The 18315-nt window shown below is 68.9% G+C and carries 21 protein-coding genes; 10 read left to right on the top strand and 11 right to left on the bottom strand.

Annotated features, from left to right (window positions below):
- Positions 1-77: 77 nt before the first annotated feature.
- From A6302_RS23510 to A6302_RS23500, 3 genes are read right to left on the bottom strand one after another with little or no spacing between them, the layout of a single operon-like run.
- Complete coding sequence (locus tag A6302_RS23510) at positions 78-338, bottom strand: hypothetical protein (RefSeq protein ID WP_210183303.1); 261 nt, start codon at positions 336-338, stop codon at positions 78-80.
- Complete coding sequence (locus A6302_RS23505) at positions 308-538, bottom strand: hypothetical protein (RefSeq protein WP_210183302.1); 231 nt, start codon at positions 536-538, stop codon at positions 308-310. The genes A6302_RS23510 and A6302_RS23505 overlap by 31 nt, the downstream gene beginning before the upstream one ends.
- The gene (locus A6302_RS23500) at positions 535-1044 is read right to left on the bottom strand and encodes a hypothetical protein (protein ID WP_069306790.1); all 510 of its coding nucleotides are present in this window, start codon (positions 1042-1044) and stop codon (positions 535-537) included. The genes A6302_RS23505 and A6302_RS23500 overlap by 4 nt, the downstream gene beginning before the upstream one ends.
- 92 nt (positions 1045-1136) lie before the next feature.
- Here A6302_RS23500 and A6302_RS23495 point away from each other — a divergent pair, with 92 nt between their 5' ends.
- On the top strand, positions 1137-1388 hold the full coding sequence (locus tag A6302_RS23495) for a hypothetical protein (RefSeq protein WP_069306789.1): 252 nt from the start codon (positions 1137-1139) through the stop codon (positions 1386-1388).
- A gap of 294 nt (positions 1389-1682) precedes the next feature.
- Here A6302_RS23495 and A6302_RS09175 read toward each other — a convergent pair whose 3' ends face one another.
- Together A6302_RS09175 and A6302_RS09170 are read right to left on the bottom strand one after the other, a co-directional pair.
- The gene (locus A6302_RS09175) at positions 1683-2750 is read right to left on the bottom strand and encodes a patatin-like phospholipase family protein (protein WP_245294003.1); all 1068 of its coding nucleotides are present in this window, start codon (positions 2748-2750) and stop codon (positions 1683-1685) included.
- Between the two features lie 5 nt (positions 2751-2755).
- The gene (locus tag A6302_RS09170) at positions 2756-3271 is read right to left on the bottom strand and encodes a ferritin-like domain-containing protein (protein WP_069306788.1); all 516 of its coding nucleotides are present in this window, start codon (positions 3269-3271) and stop codon (positions 2756-2758) included.
- 229 nt (positions 3272-3500) lie between these two features.
- On the opposite strand from A6302_RS09170, the gene A6302_RS09165 reads away from it, so the two are divergent.
- Positions 3501-3860, top strand: coding sequence for an SPW repeat domain-containing protein (locus tag A6302_RS09165; protein ID WP_069306787.1), 360 nt, complete (start codon positions 3501-3503; stop codon positions 3858-3860).
- 133 nt (positions 3861-3993) lie between these two features.
- Here A6302_RS09165 and A6302_RS09160 read toward each other — a convergent pair whose 3' ends face one another.
- Positions 3994-5220: an MFS transporter gene (locus A6302_RS09160; RefSeq protein WP_069306786.1), complete on the bottom strand. Its 1227-nt coding sequence runs from the start codon at positions 5218-5220 to the stop codon at positions 3994-3996.
- A 68-nt stretch (positions 5221-5288) separates the two neighbouring features.
- Between A6302_RS09160 and A6302_RS09155 the strand changes: the two genes are divergently transcribed.
- Positions 5289-5723 (top strand): helix-turn-helix domain-containing protein, encoded by a 435-nt coding sequence (locus tag A6302_RS09155; RefSeq protein ID WP_069306785.1) that lies wholly within the window; start codon positions 5289-5291, stop codon positions 5721-5723.
- A 289-nt stretch (positions 5724-6012) separates the two neighbouring features.
- Here A6302_RS09155 and A6302_RS09150 read toward each other — a convergent pair whose 3' ends face one another.
- The 5 genes from A6302_RS09150 to A6302_RS09130 all read right to left on the bottom strand — a co-directional run bounded on the left by A6302_RS09150 (position 6013) and on the right by A6302_RS09130 (position 9942).
- The gene (locus tag A6302_RS09150) at positions 6013-6888 is read right to left on the bottom strand and encodes a sigma-70 family RNA polymerase sigma factor (protein WP_069306784.1); all 876 of its coding nucleotides are present in this window, start codon (positions 6886-6888) and stop codon (positions 6013-6015) included.
- Complete coding sequence (locus tag A6302_RS09145) at positions 6872-7336, bottom strand: carboxymuconolactone decarboxylase family protein (RefSeq protein WP_069306783.1); 465 nt, start codon at positions 7334-7336, stop codon at positions 6872-6874. The genes A6302_RS09150 and A6302_RS09145 overlap by 17 nt, the downstream gene beginning before the upstream one ends.
- A gap of 36 nt (positions 7337-7372) precedes the next feature.
- Positions 7373-7966 carry a glutathione S-transferase C-terminal domain-containing protein gene (locus A6302_RS09140; protein WP_245294002.1) on the bottom strand — a complete coding sequence of 198 codons (594 nt, stop codon included), beginning with the start codon at positions 7964-7966 and terminating at the stop codon, positions 7373-7375.
- Positions 7963-8718, bottom strand: coding sequence for an SDR family oxidoreductase (locus A6302_RS09135; protein WP_069306792.1), 756 nt, complete (start codon positions 8716-8718; stop codon positions 7963-7965). The genes A6302_RS09140 and A6302_RS09135 overlap by 4 nt, the downstream gene beginning before the upstream one ends.
- Before the next feature lie 147 nt (positions 8719-8865).
- Positions 8866-9942 (bottom strand): Acg family FMN-binding oxidoreductase, encoded by a 1077-nt coding sequence (locus A6302_RS09130; protein ID WP_342586245.1) that lies wholly within the window; start codon positions 9940-9942, stop codon positions 8866-8868.
- 434 nt (positions 9943-10376) lie between these two features.
- On the opposite strand from A6302_RS09130, the gene kdpF reads away from it, so the two are divergent.
- From kdpF to A6302_RS09100, 7 genes are read left to right on the top strand one after another with little or no spacing between them, the layout of a single operon-like run.
- Positions 10377-10463 carry a K(+)-transporting ATPase subunit F gene (gene kdpF, locus A6302_RS26145; protein WP_069306781.1) on the top strand — a complete coding sequence of 29 codons (87 nt, stop codon included), beginning with the start codon at positions 10377-10379 and terminating at the stop codon, positions 10461-10463.
- A 12-nt stretch (positions 10464-10475) separates the two neighbouring features.
- Positions 10476-12149, top strand: coding sequence for a potassium-transporting ATPase subunit KdpA (gene kdpA / locus A6302_RS09120; RefSeq protein WP_069306780.1), 1674 nt, complete (start codon positions 10476-10478; stop codon positions 12147-12149).
- Between the two features lie 35 nt (positions 12150-12184).
- Complete coding sequence (gene kdpB / locus A6302_RS09115; protein WP_245294001.1) at positions 12185-14194, top strand: potassium-transporting ATPase subunit KdpB; 2010 nt, start codon at positions 12185-12187, stop codon at positions 14192-14194.
- An 11-nt stretch (positions 14195-14205) separates the two neighbouring features.
- Positions 14206-14799 carry a potassium-transporting ATPase subunit KdpC gene (gene kdpC, locus A6302_RS09110; protein WP_069306778.1) on the top strand — a complete coding sequence of 198 codons (594 nt, stop codon included), beginning with the start codon at positions 14206-14208 and terminating at the stop codon, positions 14797-14799.
- Positions 14796-15443, top strand: a complete 648-nt coding sequence (locus A6302_RS23490) for a histidine kinase (RefSeq protein ID WP_210183300.1) — start codon at positions 14796-14798, stop codon at positions 15441-15443. The genes kdpC and A6302_RS23490 overlap by 4 nt, the downstream gene beginning before the upstream one ends.
- Positions 15413-17500 carry an ATP-binding protein gene (locus tag A6302_RS09105; protein WP_210183299.1) on the top strand — a complete coding sequence of 696 codons (2088 nt, stop codon included), beginning with the start codon at positions 15413-15415 and terminating at the stop codon, positions 17498-17500. Before A6302_RS23490 ends, A6302_RS09105 begins: the two co-directional genes overlap by 31 nt.
- Positions 17497-18192, top strand: coding sequence for a response regulator (locus tag A6302_RS09100; protein WP_069306777.1), 696 nt, complete (start codon positions 17497-17499; stop codon positions 18190-18192). Before A6302_RS09105 ends, A6302_RS09100 begins: the two co-directional genes overlap by 4 nt.
- Positions 18193-18315 lie beyond the last annotated feature (123 nt).

Raw genomic sequence — 18315 nt, 5'->3', positions numbered from 1 at the left:
AATTGTCATATGAGATCCTTTCTAGATGGTGGAATGACACGCCGCCTGTGGACTTGCGTTCCACGGAAAGCTGTCGATCAGGAAGCCGGCTGCAAGACGCGGCCCTCGGCCCGCGCCTCCCGCGACGGCTCCTGCTCTGTCGGGCCGAACACGAAGCGCTCCGGCCGACGCCACCAGCCGGGACTTGCGGCTGCCGCGGGAAAGGCACCGGCCGCCGCGGCCCGCAGCAGCCGGGCGAGCGGCATCGGCGCGAGTCCTTCGAGTGTCGGCTCGAAGGCGCCCCGCTCGCGCAGGCCGCCCGGCGCGGTCAGCAGCGCGTTCCATCCCGTGCTGCCCACCAGCGCCCAGGCCGTGACGGCGAGGACATGGACCCCGCGCGCCGCGCCGCCAGCGCCTCGGACCAGCATTCCGCGAACCAGCGGGCCTGTTCGTCCGGGCAGTCGCAGCCGAGATGGCATTCGGTGATGGCGATCGGCCGGCGATAGCGCGACCAGAGCGTCTCGAGATGGCGGGCCCAGGTCTCCACCCCGTCGATCACCCGGACGGCCTCGACATCGGCATAGGCGATCCGCCCGTTGCGCCGTGGAACTGCGGCGGATAGCGCTCCAGCCGATGATCGAGGAAACGGTCCGAGGTGACGTAGTGGTTGAGGCCCACCACATCGGGGGGGCAGGGATCGGCGGCGATGACCTCCAGCCGGCGCTGGAAGCCCATGTCGACGAGATGGCGATGCAGGGGATGACCGGGCACGACCCGGCCGAACAGTAGGTCCCAGCTCGCGAAGCGACGGAGGTTGTCGTGGTCGGCCTGCGGCTGGCAGGGCGGGGTGGCGTAGGTGTGCCCGAAGTCCTCGGTCTGCACCAGCCGCGCCGCCGGGATGACCCGCCGGATCGCCCGCATCGACAGCCGTGTCGCGTCGACCTGATTGAGCAGCAGGGTCCAGAACGCCGCTTCGTCGCGTTGGTGCGGATACCAGTGTCCATAGAGCCCGAAAACCGCGCCGTTGTCAGCGGCTCGTTCACGGGCGTCCAGTCCCGGACCCACGGATACCGGCGCGCGACGGCTTCGGCATGGGCCGCAAGGCCCGGTGCGAAACTCTCCTCGGCGAGCCCCGTCCATGCCGGCCCGGAGCCGTGATGGACAAGGCCCACGATCGGGCGCAGGCCGAGGAGGCCCATCCGCTCCATCCAGATGTCGGACCACGACCAGTCGCGCATGCCGGGGACGGGCTCGGTCCGCTCCCACAGGATCGGCTGGCGCAGCGCGGCGATGCCATGGTCTGCAAAGTGATCGAGATCGCCCGGACGCTCGTGATGTCCGCTCTCGCGAAGCTGGTCGAGCCAGCGCCCGCCGATGCGGTTCACCGTGGCCTCGACCCCGCCCCATAGCTCGAGCGGCGGTGTGGGACACGCCCGGGCGGTCTTCATCGGCAGACCACCTGTCCGCATCCGGCGGCGGGCGGGCATCGGCTGACGGCGTCCGCGGAGGAACGGGAAATGACCGAGGGTATTGTCATGTTGCATCGCCTTGCAGATCAGGCGCGGTCATGGCCCTTGCCGGAGTAACGCGGGCCGCGGGCGAATGTTGCCGAAGGATCAGCGATGGCGGATCTGCCGCCGCCTCCGAGCCCCGCCTTCCTCTTGCGGCGAAGCCGGCAGACGGCGTGGCGCTGCACCTCGCAGTCATGCGGGGCCGAGGTAGACGAGGCTGTCGTCCTGCGGCGCGTGGAAGATCCTCTCCAGCATGGCTTGCATGTCGGCCTCGCCCTGGGCCGTCCGGCTGCGCAGGGATCGCGCCGAGAAATCGAAGGGCTTCAGCGCCCGGTCGGTCTCCTGTCCCCTGTACGCGAGGTGGGCGAGGATCGCGCCCGGCCGGTCCGGATCGAGGCGCTGCAGAAGATCCAGTTCCCGGCGCAGGACCGCAACGGCCCGGCGCGCCTGCATCGCGAAGCCGAGATCCTGAACGCGCGTCACGGTCTCGCCCAGCGTCTCGGGACGCCCGCCACGGGCGCTGAACAGATCGATCGCGATGCACAGCGACCGCGTGCCGGGAGGCGTGCGAAAGATCCGGTCGATCGGCAGGTTGTTGGCAAGGCCGGCATCACAGAGCAGGCGACCGTCGATCTCGACGGGCGGGAACAGGGGGGCGAGCGCCGTGCAGGCCAGAAGGTGCTCCGGCGTGATCCGGCTCTCGCGGTTGTCGAACCAGACCTCTTCGCCCGCCTCCATGTCGACGGCGACGATGGACACGCGCGTCTCGCTGCTGTTCAGGAGGTCGAAGTCGATCAGTTCCCGGAGCGTTCGTGCCATCGGCCGATGGTCCCGGATGGCGCGATCGCCAGGCATGCCCGGCAGCAGCGAGAGGAGGCCCGGGTAGCGAGGACCGAACAGTCCGGGCCGGCCGCCGGCAAGGGCGGCGAGCGCGGGACTGGTGCCGAAGCCGGCCCGCAGCGGCCCCGGAAAGGGCCAGAAGCCCTGGACCTCCGGCTGGCAGGCCCGATCCCAGAAAGCCCTCAGCTGCGCCAGTCGCCGCTCCGGCGGATTGCCCGCGAGAATCGCGGAGGTGACGGCGCCGATCGACGTGCCGACCAGCCGGGCCGGCTCCCATCCGGCGCCCAGCAGCGCCTCGCAGGCGCCGAGGTGATAGGCGCCGAGCGCGTTGCCCCCGCCAAGGACCAGCGAGAGTTCGAAGCCCGCAAGGGGGATGGGCGCCGGACCCCCGGCTTGTGCAGGCCCGGCGCCCGGTTCCACGATGGTCAGACCTTCGCGCTTTCGCCGGTGCCCTTCAGCGAGATGAAGGTCTCGGTCACCGACGGGATATGGGCGGCGACCCATTCCGCCATGCGGCGCTCCTCGTCGAGGCTCTGCTCCAGCAGCGCCACGGCATGACTGTCACCGGAGGCGCGGGCGGCGGTGATCAGCGAGATGTAGGCGCCGATCTCGAAATTCTCGAAGGCGAGGTTCGCGAAGGAATTCTTGAGCACCTCGTCCCCTGCGACCGCGTGGCCCATCGCCGCCATCGAACCCATCGCCGACAGCAGCGTGTCCTTCATCGACGAGTTGCTCTCCCTGAGCGACTCCAGCACCTGGCTGAGCCGCGAGATCTGGGTCTCCGTCTCGGCGATGTGCGACTGGAGGCGCTGCGAGAGGTCGGGATAATGCGTCAGGCGGTTCACCTGCGGCTGCATGATCGACAGCGCCTGGTTCTCCATCGCGTGCGCGTTCTTCAGTCCCGTAACGAAGACGCTCCGGGCAATTTCCCTGTCCAACATCTGATGTTTCCTCTGAAGGCCATGACTGGCGAAAGCCGCGATTGGCGGCGCCGCAACCATCTCGGGCTCCGGTTTGTTCCGTTGGCTGCGTTCGCCGGACCCGAACGTGCCCGGCCGCTGTGCGCCGCAGTCGCAGCGTGTGCCTCGGCCGGGAACAGTCGGCACTCTGTGCAGTTGGGGGGGCCGACTGCCGTGCACCTCGCAGGCGGAGAACGGAGAAAAGAGACCGATGATCAACACGCGAACCCACGGAATCATCGACTATGTCACCGGCGCGCTCCTGATCGTGGCGCCCTATCTGTTCGATTTTGCAAATGGCGGCATCGAGCAGTGGCTTCCCCAGCTGCTGGGCGCGATGACCATCGTCATGAGTCTGATGACCAACTACGAACTGAGCGTGGCGAAGGTGATCCCGCTGCGGATGCACCTTGGCGTGGACATGGCCAGCGGTCTTCTCCTCGCCGTCTCGCCCTGGCTGTTCGGCTTCGCCGACGTGATCTGGTGGCCGCATCTCGTCGTCGGCCTGATGGAGATCGTGGTGCCGCTCATGACCAGCCGCACCTCCCGCATGGGGGCCGACCACATCTGACGTTCGGACATCCAGACGCTCCAGGACGAAGCCGCCGCCGGTGAAAGGCGGCAGAACGACCATCCGATCCGGGCGGAGACAGGCCGCGCGGTCGTGCAAGACGCACGGCACGCGCGGCCGATCAGGACGGCCGTTAGCCGGACCGGCGATATCGGGCCGCGATCCCGATGGCGGCGAGCATCATGGCGCCGGCCAGCAGGAAGGTGAGCCGCATCCCCGCGGCGATGTCCGAAGGCGCCGCCCGCGCGAGCTCGTCCGTCCCCACGCCGAAGGCGAAGACCGCCCCCATCGCAGAGGCGCCGGCCATCAGGCCGATGTTGCGCGACAGGCCGAGCAGTCCCGAGACCGTGCCGCGTTGGTCCGCGGCGACGTCGGCCAGCGCGGCGGTGTTGTTGGCGGCCTGGAAGAGCTGATACCCGGGCGTCAGGACAAGGATGGCGAGCACATAGCCGGCGACGCCGATCCCGTTCGGCAGAAACGCCAGCAGGAAGGCGCCCATGGCCAGAAGGGCGAGGCCAGCGGCAAGCACGCGGCCGGCGCCCCAGGCATCGACCAGCCGCCCGGACGGAACGCCGCTGGCGATGGAGATGACGGGGCCGACCGTCATGACCAGGCCGACGTGCGCCGTCGTCAGGCCGAGCCCGAGGCCGAGCTGGAAGGGACCGACCACCAGCGTCGTCATCATCACGGCGGCGACCACCACGTTCACCGCGAGACCGGACGCGAGGGCCCGGCTCATGACTGGCCGGCGGCCGGCGGACGGCGCCTTTTCCCTGGCGGGATCGGCCGGAAGCGTCGTGATCGCGAGGATCAGGGCCAGCACCGCCAGCGGGACCTGCACCCAGAAGATGCCGCGCCATCCCGTCAGCGGGATCAGCAGCCCGCCGAGCGCGGGGCCGAGCGCCGTCCCCAGCGCGGACACCGTGCCGAGCAGACCCATTGCACGCCCGGCCCGCGCCCCGTGCACGCTCTGGCGCATCAGCGCCATGGCGAGCGTCATCAGGACGGCCGCGCCCGCGCCCTGCAGCGCCCGCGCGCCGATCAGCAGCCACAGGGTCGGGGCGAGGGCACAGAGCAGCGAGGCGGCCGCGAACACGGCAAGGCCGGCCACCAGCACGGGTTTCAGCCCGTGACGGTCGCCGAGCCGGCCGGCGACCACCACGCAGACCGTCAGGGCCGCGAGATAGGCCACCACCACCGCCTGAACCTGCGCAAACGGGGCGGAGAAGGCCTCGGCCAGGACCGGCATCGCGATGTTGGCGATGCTGGTGCCAAGCGCGGCCAGCAGCATCGAGAGGGCGAGGGTGAGTGTGGCTGCGGGTCGTGATGTCTTCGATCCGGTCGATCCAGCCTGTTCCATCGCTTCCATCCTTGCGTAAAATTACGATGGAGCGCAGGCTGCCACTTCAAGCCGACTTGAGGTCAAGCATGAAAATCCTGGATATTGGTGAGGTTGCCGAACGAAGCGGATTCAAGCCCTCGGCGCTGCGCTACTACGAGGACGCCGGGCTGATTTCCTCGATCGGGCGCCACGGATTGCGCCGCCAGTTCGCGCCCGAGGTGCTGCTGCAGCTCCAGCTGATCGCGATGGGCAAGTCGGCGGGATTCACGCTGGACGAGATCGCGGGGATGTTCAGCAGCAACGCCATGCCGGACCTGCCGCGCGACGTGATCCGCGCGAAGGCCGACGAGATCGACGGCAAGATCCGGGACCTGACCGTGCTGAGCGACACGCTCCGCCACGTCGCCGACTGCCCCGCGCCCTCGCACCTGGAGTGCCCGACCTTCCGGCGACTGCTGAACGAGGCGGGCAGACGCGGCGGGACGCGTGGACGGATCGCAGCGCCGAACCGGGGACCCTGACCTGCGGGACGGCGCTCACCGGCACGCGGGACGCCGTCGCGGGGAGGGGGGCGGGCGGTCAGCGCGCAGGAGAGTGGGGCCCGACCCGAGACCGCGATCTCCTCCGGCTTGGGTGAGCGCCCCGCGTTCCGCATCCGATGTCATGTACGGCGCGGGTGAAATCAACGGGTTGTGGCGGCGCGGCGGGAACGTATGCGTGCCCTTTGAGGCAGAAGCCGATCTGCCGGAGAAAACCCCGTGTGCGGACACGACTGGCGATCCCCATGAGATGCCGAGCAGGTCCGCGACGTCACTGGAGCGCGCCGCCGGCTCCTGCGATGTGCTGCAGCTTGTCCGGATTGCGCGTCTTGTAGATCGCGAGGATGCGACCGTTCTCGATCTCGAGTGACGTGGTCTGCAGCGTGCCGTTGTACCTGCTGACAAAACCCGGAAGGCCATCGATCCGGACCGCGCGAACGATGGTTTCGACATCGCCGTACTTGCGGAACAGACCCTGGTAGAGGCGCAGCGCCTTGTCGAGGCCGACGATCGCGTTGGGGAAGGCCAGCACCTTGCCGCCGCCGTCGGACACGATCCTCACGCCATCGGCCAGGAGTGTCCGGAGAGCGCCGACATTTCCGGTTCGCGTTGCATCAAGGAACGCCATCGCGATCCTGTCGCCCTCATCGCGCGAGATGGCGTATCGCGGCGTGTCGGCCTGCACGTTGCGCCGGGCACGCGATGCCAGTTGCCGGACGGCCGCGACGTCGCGCTGGAGCGTTGCGGCGATCTCGTCCATCGGCATGTCGAAGACGTCATGGAGCAGGAACGCCGCGCGTTCGAGCGGCGACAGCCGCTCCAGCGCCAGCATGAGGGTGAGGGTCAGATTGTCGGCCCTGAGGTCGTCGTCCGGCTCGGGAACCGGGTCCGGCAGCCAGCTTCCGATATAGGTCTCTCGCCGGACCCGGGCAGACTTCATCGCGTCAAGGCAGAGCCGGGTGACGATCCGGCTCAGGAAGGCGGGTGCATTCCGGACCTCGGACACGTCAGCGCGCTGCCAGCGCAGCCAGGCGTCCTGCACGATGTCCTGCGCGTCCGAGACCGAACCCAGCATCCGGTAGGCGAGACGCAGCAGCCTTGGCCGCTGCGCCTCGAACAGGTGGGTTGAGTCAGGCATCGTGTCCATTGCTTCCCTCGGGGGGATGCACAGCGCGAAGACCGATCTGCAGCCGGTTCCACAGATTGATCGCACCAACTGCCAATGTCAGGTTGACCCGTTCCGTCTCGTCGAAGGCTGCCTCCACAAGGGCATAGTCCTCGTCCGGCGCACCGGTCCGGGCAACGTCGGTCAGAGCTTCGGTCCAGGCAAGCGCGGCGCGCTCGCGTGCCGAGTAGAGCGTGGAGTCGCGCCATCCGTCCAGCAGATAGATGCGCATTTCGGTCTCGCCGTCGGCACGGGCGGCCTTGGCGTGCATGTGCAGGCAAAAGGCGCAGCCGTTGATCTGCGAGGCACGCAGCTTGACGAGATGCAGGATGGTCCTGTCGAGCGTCGCGGCGACGGCGGCTTCGACGGCGTACATGGCTTTGATGCCTGCGGCGGCCTTGGAAAAGGGATCGGCAATGCGAGGGATCATGAGGATCTCCGGAGTGAAGTCGGTCAGGGTTCTCGGTCAGGCGAGGCCTTCGGCAGCCAGCGCGGCGCTTGCGGCGGGCCGTTCCCGCATGAGCCTGCGCAGCTCGGCCATCGGCGCGGCGACCTCCACGTCGAAGCGCTCGGCCCACAGCAACATGACGAACAGGTAGAAGTCGGCGACGGACGGCTGCGCTCCGAACAGGAACGGATGCTTCATGTCCGTGGTCATCAGGGCCAGCAGGCCGGCGACCGTTTCCGCCGCGCGTGCGACGTCGCGCGCGGAGCCGCCGTGCCACATGGGCTTGAAGGCCCGGTGCAGCTCGGTCGAGATGAAGGCCAGCGCTTCGACCAGCCGGCTGCGGCCGAGCGGGCCGGCAGGCGCGAGCTGCGGATAGAGAGTCGCCAGATGATCGAGAACGGCGATGTTCTCGGTCAGCAGCTGGCCGTCGGCAAGGATCAGCGCCGGAACATAGCCCTTCGCGCTGATCGTCCTGAAGTCGATGCCGTGCTCGGTGGCATGTGTGCGGAGATCGACGCGCTCGATGTCGAACGGGTCGCCCGCCTCAAGCAGCGCGATGTGGCCGGCGAGGCTGCAGGCGCCCGGCGCGTAATAGAGTTTCAGGCGGCTCATGTCCGCAGCTCGCCGCGTCCTAGGAACGTGTCGAAGGTGGTTGCGGCAAGCCTCGCCGGGCCGGCCGGCACGAGCGAGGTCTCGTCGAGCACCACGCCAAAATAGGTCGACGCGGGATCTGTGACGACGGTGCGCGGGTCCCGCGCGGCGGCGAGGAAGCGGGCGACCATCCGGACCAGCGGCTCGCGCTCCGGCCCGGCGATCTCGACCAGCCCGTTGACCGGGACGCCGAGCGCAATGTCGGCCACCGCCTCGGCCACGTCGTCCGAGATGATCGGCTGGATCAGCGCCGGGGACAGCCGGACCTCGTTGCCCTGGGTCGCCCCGCGCGCGATCGCACCCATGAACTCGAAGAACTGCGTCGAATGGATGATCGTGTAGGCCATGCCGGAGGCTTCGATCAGCTGTTCCTGCGCCTGCTTGGCGCGGAAGTAGCCGCTGGCCTGCAGCCTGGCGGTGCCCACCACCGAGAGAGCGACGTGGTGGCTGACGCCCGCCTTCTTCTCGGCGGCCAGCAGGTTGCGGCCCGAGGTCTGGAAGAACTCCATGGCTGCGGCGTCCTCGAACGAGGGCGAGTTGGCGAGGTCGATGACGATCGACGCTCCCGCAAGCGCTGCGTCCAGTCCCGCGCCCGTGATGGTGTCGACTCCCGTCGACGGTGCGGCAGGGATTGCCTCATGGCCGCGCTCGCGCAGCTTCGTGACGGTTTTCGAACCGATCAGGCCGGTTCCTCCGATAACGACGATCTTCATGTTCATGACTCCTTCGGGATGCGTCATGAACAAGACGAGACGGCGCATGCGACGTGACATCGGATGGCGCTTTTCCTCCACGACCGAGCGGGTCTTCTCGAAAAGCTCGGCGTGTCTGCCGGACACGGCGGCGGGCGCTTGCCGTTGCTAGACCAGAACGGCGTTCACGGGGCGGCGGGGCGAGAAGGGCATCGCCGGGCCATAGCCGAAGCGCAGGATGATGTCGGGCCGCGTTCCGCTCTCCCCGATCAGCGCCGCCAGTTCAGGCCGCAGCCGCGCGACCTCGACAGGCTGGTTGACGAAGGCGTGCTTGAGGCCGGCAGCGGTCGCGGCAAGCGCGAAACGCTGGCAGGCGCGACCGACCGCGATCCAGTGCGCCGGGTCTTCGCGCTCCGCCAGAAAGATCGCGAGACCCGCCGACGAGTCGATCTGGCGCGCGCACTTGTCGTTTTCGGCGGAAGCCGTGAAGAACGCGTCGAAGGCGGGACCGCCGAGAAATTCCGGCATCACGGGATTGCCGCTAGCGGCCGAGAACAGGCCGTCGCCGGAGGCCATGGCGCCACGCGGACTGAACCGCAGCCATCGTTTCAGCTCGGCCATGAAGGCCGCGTCAGCCATCTGCGCATCGTTGCCGGCCACGATCAGGTCCCGCACCTGATTGATCCGCGGACGGTCGGTCACCAGGACGAGTCGCACACCCGGCGTCTCGGTGGACTGCCGGAGCGCCGCGATATCCGCTGCAGGCACCGGGCGCCCGTCATAGTCCGCCCGGGTGGACTGCCGCCTGGGGATGGCGGCAAGCAGCGGATGCGGATGCGGCTCGGTCCTGGAGAAGGAATAGCGGATGCGCTCCCCTCCGGCGTCCGTTTCCAGTTGCCCGGCCCGCCCGGTCGCGGTGGCGGCGATCAGCAGGTTCTCGGCGGCGCATCCGAGACTGACGAAGAGGTGATGATTGTCGGGGTCGACCACCGGTGTTGCGCGGGAAAGGTCGGGCAGGATGTCGACCGAGCGTTCCGCCACGCGAAACCGCCAGGGCTGGGTGTTGTGGCCGCTGGCAGCAAGCGTCGCGTATCGGAGGATGTCGGCAATGTCCGGGTCGGCGGGCATCGGGGCGCGAAGGCCGCCCGTATAGGCGTCGAAGTCATCCATCGACCCCACGGCCGACCGCCAACCGGCGGCGGCGCCTCCAGCCAGCATGAGCGCACCGCCTGCGCCGATGAGCATGTCTCGCCGTCTCACGCCGCCCTCCCTGTCATCACCATCCTACCCGAGAGGGCGCGACAGGCGCTTGATCTCGATCAAGAGACCGGCGCGCGGGGCTGCGCCGCCCCGACGCGCTGCCGTCATCCGGCCGCGAGGAAGGCCGCCCTGCTGGCGCTGACGAAATCGCGGACGGAGGCGGAGGCACGGCCGGTCAGGGTCTCGACCGCCGGCGTGACCGTGCCGTGGAAGCCGGGTCGCGGTCCCTCTTTACGCCGCCCTTACGCGATCCGTCCCTCTCTCGAATGGAGCCTTTACGCACGCTCACCGCAGTGTCCGGCGCAGCAACCTGTGGAGCCATGCCATGCTGGACCTGATCTTCCTCTTCCTCGGCCTCGGGTGTTTCGCGGCCTTCGCGCTCGGCGTTCGTGCCGCCGCACGTCTGTGAGGGCGGCACCATGTTCGATCTGCTCCTGGGGCTCGCCGTGGCATCGGGCCTCTGCGTCTATCTCTGCGCTGCCTTGCTCCGGCCGGACCGGTTCTGAGGAACCAGTGCGATGACCCTGATGTCCTACCTCCTGTATCTTGCCGCACTTGTCGGCCTTGCCTGGCTCCTCGCCGTCTGGATGGCCCGCGTCTATGGGGGAGCCCTTCCTTCGGCGCTGCTGCGGGCAGAGGCTGCGCTTCTTCGGCTCAGTGGTGCCGTGCCTGCCCGCGGCATGGCCTGGGGGGCCTACGCGCTTGCGGTTCTGGCCTTCAACGCGACCTGCTTTGTCGTGCTCTATCTCCTCCTTCGGGCCCAGGGCGCGCTGCCTCTGAACCCCGACGCCATCGGCGGCCTGGCGCCCGACCTTGCCTTCAACACCGCCGTCAGCTTCGTCACCAACACCAACTGGCAGGCCTATTCCGGCGAGGCGCAGTTGTCCTACCTGTCGCAGATGGCCGGGCTGACCGTGCAGAACTTCGTCAGCGCGGGCACCGGCATGGCCGTCGCCGTTGCCGTGATCCGGGGGTTCGTCGCGGCCAGGGGGACGACGCTTGGCAACTTCTGGGTCGATCTGACCAGGTCGGTCCTGTGGATCCTGCTGCCTTTGTCGGTTGTGCTGGCGCTGTTTCTGGCGTGGCAGGGCGTGCCGCAGACCTTGCAAGGAGCGGTGGTCGCAACGGGCGTCGAGGGGCAGGAGCAGGTGATTGCGCGTGGCCCCGCTGCAGCACAGATCGCGATCAAGCAGCTGGGCACCAACGGTGGCGGGTTCTTCGGCGTCAACTCGGCGCACCCCTACGAGAACCCGACCATCGCGTCGAACATGGCGCAGTCCCTGTCGATCCTGCTGATCCCGGTGGCCTTCTGCTTCCTCTTCGGCCGTATGGCCGGGGACCGGAGGCAGGGCTGGGCGATCCTTGCCGCGATGGCGGTGATGTTCGTGGCGGGGCTGGCCGTCGTCCATGTCTGCGAGGTCGCTGGCAACCCGGCGCTTGGGGCGGGCGCGAACATGGAGGGCAAGGAGCAGCGCTTTGGCGCGATGCTGTCGGCGCTCTGGGCGGCCTCCACCACGGCCGCGTCCAACGGGTCGGTGAATGCGATGCATGACTCGTTCATGCCGCTCTCGGGCTTCGTGATGCTGGTCTTCATGCAGATCGGCGAGGTGATCTTCGGCGGGGTCGGCGCGGGGCTGTACGGAATGCTGCTCTATGTCGCCCTCGCCGTGTTCCTCGCCGGGTTGATGGTGGGCCGCACGCCCGAATACCTCGGCCGCAAGATCGAGGGACGTGAAGTGACACTGGCGGTGCTGGCCTTCCTGTCGATGCCGCTGGGCATCCTGGTGGGCGGAGCCGTGGCCGCGACGGTGCCGCAGGCGCTGGCGGCGGTGCAGGAGCCCGGGCCCCACGGGATGAGCGAGATCCTTTACGCCTACGCGTCCGCCACCGGAAACAACGGCAGTGCCTTCGGCGGCTATGGCGCCGCGCTGCCATGGCACACCACGGCGCTCGGGATCATCATGCTGCTCGGTCGTTATGCGATCATCATTCCGATGCTGGCGATTGCCGGGTCGATGATCCGCAAGCCGCAGGCGCCCGTCACCTCCGGCACCTTTCCCACCCACGGACCGCTGTTCGTGACGCTGCTTGTCCTCACCGTCGTCATCCTCGGCGCGCTGACCTTCTTCCCCGTCCTTGCCCTTGGCCCCGTCGCGGAAGAGACCGCACGGCTGGCCGGGCAGAGCTTCTGAGGACCCTGATGTCGAAACATGACAGGCCGGCCGACATGAGCGGCCTTTACCCCGCTGCTGTCCGGCAGAGCATCGCCAAGCTTGATCCCCGCATCCTGTGGCGCAATCCCGTGATGTTCGTCACGGCCGTCGTGGCCGGGATGACCACCGTGCTTGGCCTGCGTGATCTTCTCGCCGGCATGCCGGGCGCTGGAACCAGCCTCCACATCGCGGCGTGGCTGTGGCTGTGCGTGCTCTTTGCCAACTTCGCCGAGGCTTTGGCCGAAGGACGCGGCAAGGCTCGCGCCGACACGCTCCGCGCGACCAAGTCGGAGACCCGCGTCCGGGTGCTTGGCGCGGCGGATGACGACCCGGCCACGGGCAGCGAAACGCTGTCCACCGCGCTGCGCACGGGCCAGTTCGTTCATGTGGCGGCCGGCGAGAACATCCCTGCGGATGGCGAGGCGGTGCGCGGCGTGGCCTCGGTCAACGAAAGCGCGATCACGGGCGAATCCGCCCCGGTGATCCGCGAGGCCGGGGGCGACCGGTCGTCGGTCACCGGCGGCACCACCGTCGTCTCCGACTGGCTGGTGATCCGCGTCACGGCGGAACCGGGCAAGAGCTTCCTCGACCGCATGATCGCGCTGGTCGAGGGGGCCGAACGGCAGAAGACCCCGAACGAGATCGCCCTGAACATCCTGCTTGTCGGGCTGACGCTGATCTTCCTGCTGGTCGTCGTCACGTTGCCCGCCTTCGCGAGCTACGCGGGCACCACCATTCCGGTGATCGTCCTCGGGGCGCTGTTCGTGACACTGATCCCCACCACGATCGGCGGGCTCCTGAGTGCCATCGGCATCGCGGGCATGGACCGGCTGGTGAAGGCGAATGTCATCGCCAAGTCGGGTCGTGCGGTCGAGGCGGCGGGCGACGTGGACACGCTCCTCCTCGACAAGACCGGCACCATCACCTTCGGCAACCGGATGGCCGACGCGCTGATCCCGGCGCCGGGGGTAGATTCCCACCGCCTGGCCGAGGCGGCGGCGTTGGCTTCGCTGGCCGACGAGACGCCGGAGGGCAAGTCCATCGTGGATAAGGCCCGCGAGGTGCTGGGGGGCGTGCCGGCTATGCCGCCGCGCGCCGAGGCCGTGGCCTTCACCGCCCAGACCCGGCTTTCGGGGCTGAACCTCGCCGACGGACGCAGCTTCCGCAAGGGCGCCGCCGATGCGGTGATCCGGCTGACGGGCAAGATCCCTCCACAGGCGCTGGCACGCGAGGTGGACGCCATCGCGCGGTCGGGCGGCACGCCGCTGCTGGTGGCCGACGGGACGGACATCCTCGGCGCGGTGCATCTGAAGGACATCGTGAAACCGGGCGTCCGCGAACGCTTTGCCGAGTTGCGGGCCATGGGCATCCGCACGGTGATGATCACCGGTGACAACCCGCTGACTGCCGCGGCGATCGCCGCCGAGGCGGGGGTGGACGACTTCCTGGCGGAAGCCACGCCCGAGATGAAGCTGGACCTGATCCGCCGCGAACAGGCGGGCGGGCGGCTGGTGGCCATGTGCGGCGACGGATCGAACGACGCACCCGCGCTGGCGCAGGCCGACGTGGGGGTTGCGATGAACGCAGGCACCCCGGCAGCGAAGGAGGCCGCCAACCTGATCGACCTCGACAGCGATCCGACCAAGCTGATCGAAGTGGTGCTGGTCGGCAAGCAGTTGCTGATCAGCCGCGGCGCACTGACCACGTTCAGCATTGCCAACGATGTGGCGAAATATTTCGCCATCCTGCCCGCGATCTTCGTGGCGGCCTATCCGGGCCTCGGCGCACTGAACATCATGGGGCTGGCGTCGCCCACCTCGGCCATCCTGTCGGCCGTTGTCTTCAATGCCCTGATCCTGGTGGCGCTGGTGCCGCTCGCACTTCGCGGGGTGGCCTATCGTCCGGCCAGTGCGGCCGCGCTTCTGCGCCGCAACCTGCTCGTTTACGGCCTGGGCGGCCTGATCATGCCCTTCGTCGGCATCAAGGCCATCGACGCGGCGCTCGTCGCCCTGAACCTTGCCTGAGGAAGAGACCCATGCTGACCCACCTTCGCCCGGCCATCGCCCTCACCGTCTTCTTCACCCTGCTGACCGGCCTTGCCTATCCGCTGGTCCTGACGGGCGCCGCGCAGGCCTTGTTCCCGTCTGCCGCCAATGGCAGCCTGATCGAAAGGGAGGGCACCATCCTGGGATCCGGACTCGTCGCCCAGTCCTTTGCAGGCGATGCATGGCTCCACCCGCGCCCCTCCGCCAGCGGGTGGAACGCGGCCGGGACCGGGGCGTCGAACCTCGGGCCGACTTCGGCGGCGCTGATCGCCACGGTCGCGAAACGCCGCGCGGCCTGGGAAGCGGCGAATGGCGCACCCGCCCCGATCGACGCCGTCACCGCCTCGGGCTCCGGCCTTGATCCGCACATCAGCCCGGAGAACGCGATGGCGCAGGCCGGCCGCATCGCCGCCGTGCGCGGTGTGGACGCCGGCTCGGTGCGAGAGCTGATCGCAGCCGCCGTCGAAGGCCGGCTTTTCGGCCTCTATGGCGAGCCCCGGGTCAACGTGTTTCTGACCAACATCGCACTTGACGAAGCCTTCCCGATGCCGCCCGCTGGAGGGGAAGGACAAGCCGCCGAATGACACCGGATGCCGGAATTCGCCCATCGCCCGACGCACTTCTCACGCAGGCCGCGCGTGAGGGGCGCGGGCGGCTCAAGGTCTTTCTGGGCGCGGCCCCGGGTGTCGGCAAGACCTGGGCGATGCTGGACGACGCCCACCGCAAGCGGGCGGAGGGCGTCGATGTTGTCGCCGCGCTGATCGAGACCCACGGGCGTTCTGAAACGCAGGCCAAACTGGCGGGATTGCCGCAACTCCCGCGCAAGCCCGTCATCCACAAGGGCCGGGCGCTGACCGAACTGGACCTTGACGGCCTGCTCGCGCGCAAGCCCGCGCTCGCTCTGATCGACGAACTGGCCCACACCAATGCCGACGACAGCCGCCATGAAAAGCGCTGGCAGGATGTCGAGGAGGTGCTGGCCGCCGGGATCGACGTCTACACGACGCTGAACATCCAGCACATCGAGACCTTGAACGAGACGGTGGCGCGGATCACCGGCGTCCGCGTCCGGGAGACGGTCCCTGACGGCGCGCTGGAGATGGCTGACGAAATCGAGCTGATCGACCTGCCGCCCGACGAACTGGTGGACAGGCTGAAGCAGGGCAAGGTCTATCCCGCCGATCAGGCGCCCGCGCGTTGGGATCGTTCTTCGTCAAGGGCAACCTGACGGCGCTGCGGGAGCTCGCCATGCGCGCCGCCGCCGACCGGGTGGACGCGCAACTGCGCGAACACATGGCCGCGAACGCGATCGCCGGTCCCTGGCCCACGCAGGAACGCATCCTCGTCTGCATCAACGAAAGTCCCGCCGCGCGCGAGGCGATCCGGGTTGCGAGGCGCAGTGCCGATCGGGCGCGGGCCGAGTGGATCGCGCTGAACGTGACGCAGGCGCGGACGGAAGCACTGCCTGATGCCGACAAGGACCGGCTGGCCGGCAGCCTGCGGCTGGCCGAACGGCTGGGCGCGGAACTGGCGACGTCGGAGGCCGAGCACGACGTGGCCGAGGCCATCCTCGCCTATGCCCGCGCCCGCAACGTGCGTCGCATCGTGATCGGCCGCCCGCGCCCGCGCCCGTTCTGGGCACGGTGGACGTCAGAGGATGTCGCCGCCGATGTCCTGCGCCGGTCCGGTCCATTCGAGGTGACCCTTGCCTCCGAACCGGACGAGAAACCCGCGGCTGGTGGCTTCCGCCTGCCGCGTCTTGGCGCGGAGCCGCGCGCCTGGGCTGAAGCGGCACTGGCCGTGGCCTTCGCCTCGGCCTGTTCGTGGGGGGCCGAGCAACTGTTCCCCGTCGCCAGCCTGAGCGTGATCTACATGACCGCCGTCGTCGTCGTGGCCAGCCGCCGGGGCCTCGGACCTGCCGTTGCGGCCGCTGTCCTGGGCTTCATGGCCTACAACTTCCTCTTCACCCACCCGCGTTACACCTTCCATGTCTCGCGGCAGGGCGAGCTTCTGACGCTGGGGCTGTTCCTTGCGGCCTCGCTGGTGACCGGCAACCTCGCCGCCCGCCTGCGCGCCCGCGTGGATGCGCAGGCCGCCATCGCCGTCCGGACGAACAAGCTCTACGACTTCAGCCGCCGTGTCGCCGCCGCCGCGACGGCGGACGATGTGGTCTGGGCCTCGGTCAGCCATGTGGCGACGACGCTGCGCTGCGAGGCCGTGCTCCTGACGCCGCGCGGGGCGGAGCTGCAGGTTGTCGGAGGGTTTCCCCCTGAAGACCGGCTGGACGTCCGCGACCAGTCCGCCGCGCAGTTCGCCTGGGAGAAGGGGGAGCCCGCGGGCCGGGGATCGGACACACTGCCCACGGCACGGTGGTTCTTCCTGCCGCTGGTGGCGGGTGACAGGCGGCTCGGTGTCCTCGGCATCGCCTACGCCGATGACCGTCGGCTCCTGCGCACCGACCGACGGTTGCTGGATGCGCTGATCGACCAGATCGCCCTTGCGCTGGAACGGCTTCGGCTCACCGAGGACCTCGCCGCAACCCAGCTTGCCACCGAAACCGAACGCCTGCGGACGGCGCTCCTGAATTCCGTCAGCCATGACCTGCGCACGCCGCTTGTCACCATCATCGGCGCGGCGGGCCATCTGGCGGAGGCGGACCTGCCGCCGGACGCGCGGCGGGATCTGGCCGAGAACATCCGCGAGGAGGGCGAGCGGCTGGACCGCTACGTCCAGAACCTGCTCGACATGACCCGCCTCGGACACGGCGCGCTCAAGCCCCGCCTCGCGCCGCAGGACGTGGCCGAGATCGTCGGCGGTGCCCGGGCCCGGATGAGGGGCGTCCTGCGCGGCCATGACCTGCAGGTGGACCTCGCGCCGAACCTGCCGCTGATCCGGGCCGACGGGGTGCTTCTCGAACAGGTGCTGGTCAACGTCCTCGACAACGCGGCCAAGTATGCACCGGAGGGAACCGCGATCACCGTCACCGCGCGCCGGGCAGGCACGCATGTCGAACTCGCGGTGATCGATCGTGGCCCCGGCATTCCCCCCGAGGATCAGACCCGCATCTTCGACATGTTCCATCGGGTGGCCGGGGGCGACCGCCAGCGGGCGGGCACCGGCCTGGGCCTTGCGATCTGCAAGGGGCTGGTCGAGGCGATGGGCGGCACGATCAGGGCGGAACCGGGCAAGGCAGAACCGGGCAAGGCCGATGCCGGCTGGCCCGAGGGCACCGGGACGCGTATCGTGATGGAGCTTCCCCTCCACAACCCCGAGGTCGCTGCGTGAGTTCTCCGGCCCGCATCCTCGTCGTCGATGACGAAGCGCCGATCCGCCGCTTTCTGCGCGTGGCGCTCGAGGCCGAGGGCTATGGCGTGATCGAAGCCGGAACCGCGCGCGAGGGGTTGGCGATGGCCGCACGCGAAGCGCCGGCGCTGGTTGTCCTTGATCTCGGCCTTCCGGATGCTGACGGTCTGTCGATGCTGCGCGACCTTCGCGGGTGGAGCCCGGTACCTGTCCTGATCCTTTCGGTCCGCGCCGACGAAGGCGACAAGGTCGAGGCGCTCGACGCCGGCGCGCAGGATTATGTGGTCAAGCCCTTCGGCATGAAGGAGTTCCTCGCGCGCGTTCGGGGCCTGTTGCGGGATCGCGCGACCGAGGCCGTGCCGTCGGTCCTGAGCATCGGCCCGCTGCAGATCGACGCGGCCGACCATGCTGCCGCGATGGACGGCAGGCCCCTTCACCTCACGCGCCGGGAATTCGACCTTCTGTGGATGCTGGCCAGCCGCCGCGGGCGGCTGGTCACCCAGGAGATGATCCTGAAGGCAATCTGGGGTCCTGCCCACACCGAGGACAGCCAGTACCTGCGGGTCTACATCCGTCAGCTGCGCCAGAAACTCGGCGATGACGCCGCAAATCCGCGCTTCATCGCCACGGAACCCGGACTTGGATACCGATTCCTCGACCCGCCGGCGAACTGATCGCGTTCGGGAGCCGAAAGCAGCGAGCACACGCCGGGACGGTGGTCAGGATGATCGAGGCTGACGGCGGCAAGGCTTTCGCTCTCGATCCGGACGTCGGCAACCGCGCGACCTTTCCCGCGT

This window comes from Methylobrevis pamukkalensis (assembly GCF_001720135.1).
Lineage (GTDB): Bacteria > Pseudomonadota > Alphaproteobacteria > Rhizobiales > Pleomorphomonadaceae > Methylobrevis > Methylobrevis pamukkalensis.
This window is presented reverse-complemented; position numbering and strand designations above follow the sequence as displayed.

What these genes read in the sequence shown, in the direction of transcription:
- A6302_RS23495 (WP_069306789.1), top strand. Translation starts at nt 1,137, where the DNA reads ATGGACAAGGCCCACGATCGGGCGCAGGCCGAGGAGGCCCATCCGCTC.
- A6302_RS09170 (WP_069306788.1), bottom strand. Translation starts at nt 3,271, where the DNA reads ATGTTGGACAGGGAAATTGCCCGGAGCGTCTTCGTTACGGGACTGAAG.
- A6302_RS09165 (WP_069306787.1), top strand. Translation starts at nt 3,501, where the DNA reads ATGATCAACACGCGAACCCACGGAATCATCGACTATGTCACCGGCGCG.
- A6302_RS09160 (WP_069306786.1), bottom strand. Translation starts at nt 5,220, where the DNA reads ATGGAACAGGCTGGATCGACCGGATCGAAGACATCACGACCCGCAGCC.
- A6302_RS09155 (WP_069306785.1), top strand. Translation starts at nt 5,289, where the DNA reads ATGAAAATCCTGGATATTGGTGAGGTTGCCGAACGAAGCGGATTCAAG.
- A6302_RS09150 (WP_069306784.1), bottom strand. Translation starts at nt 6,888, where the DNA reads ATGGACACGATGCCTGACTCAACCCACCTGTTCGAGGCGCAGCGGCCA.
- A6302_RS09145 (WP_069306783.1), bottom strand. Translation starts at nt 7,336, where the DNA reads ATGATCCCTCGCATTGCCGATCCCTTTTCCAAGGCCGCCGCAGGCATC.
- A6302_RS09140 (WP_245294002.1), bottom strand. Translation starts at nt 7,966, where the DNA reads ATGAGCCGCCTGAAACTCTATTACGCGCCGGGCGCCTGCAGCCTCGCC.
- A6302_RS09135 (WP_069306792.1), bottom strand. Translation starts at nt 8,718, where the DNA reads ATGAAGATCGTCGTTATCGGAGGAACCGGCCTGATCGGTTCGAAAACC.
- A6302_RS09130 (WP_342586245.1), bottom strand. Translation starts at nt 9,942, where the DNA reads ATGCTCATCGGCGCAGGCGGTGCGCTCATGCTGGCTGGAGGCGCCGCC.
- kdpF (WP_069306781.1), top strand. Translation starts at nt 10,377, where the DNA reads ATGTTCGATCTGCTCCTGGGGCTCGCCGTGGCATCGGGCCTCTGCGTC.
- kdpA (WP_069306780.1), top strand. Translation starts at nt 10,476, where the DNA reads ATGACCCTGATGTCCTACCTCCTGTATCTTGCCGCACTTGTCGGCCTT.
- kdpB (WP_245294001.1), top strand. Translation starts at nt 12,185, where the DNA reads ATGAGCGGCCTTTACCCCGCTGCTGTCCGGCAGAGCATCGCCAAGCTT.
- kdpC (WP_069306778.1), top strand. Translation starts at nt 14,206, where the DNA reads ATGCTGACCCACCTTCGCCCGGCCATCGCCCTCACCGTCTTCTTCACC.
- A6302_RS23490 (WP_210183300.1), top strand. Translation starts at nt 14,796, where the DNA reads ATGACACCGGATGCCGGAATTCGCCCATCGCCCGACGCACTTCTCACG.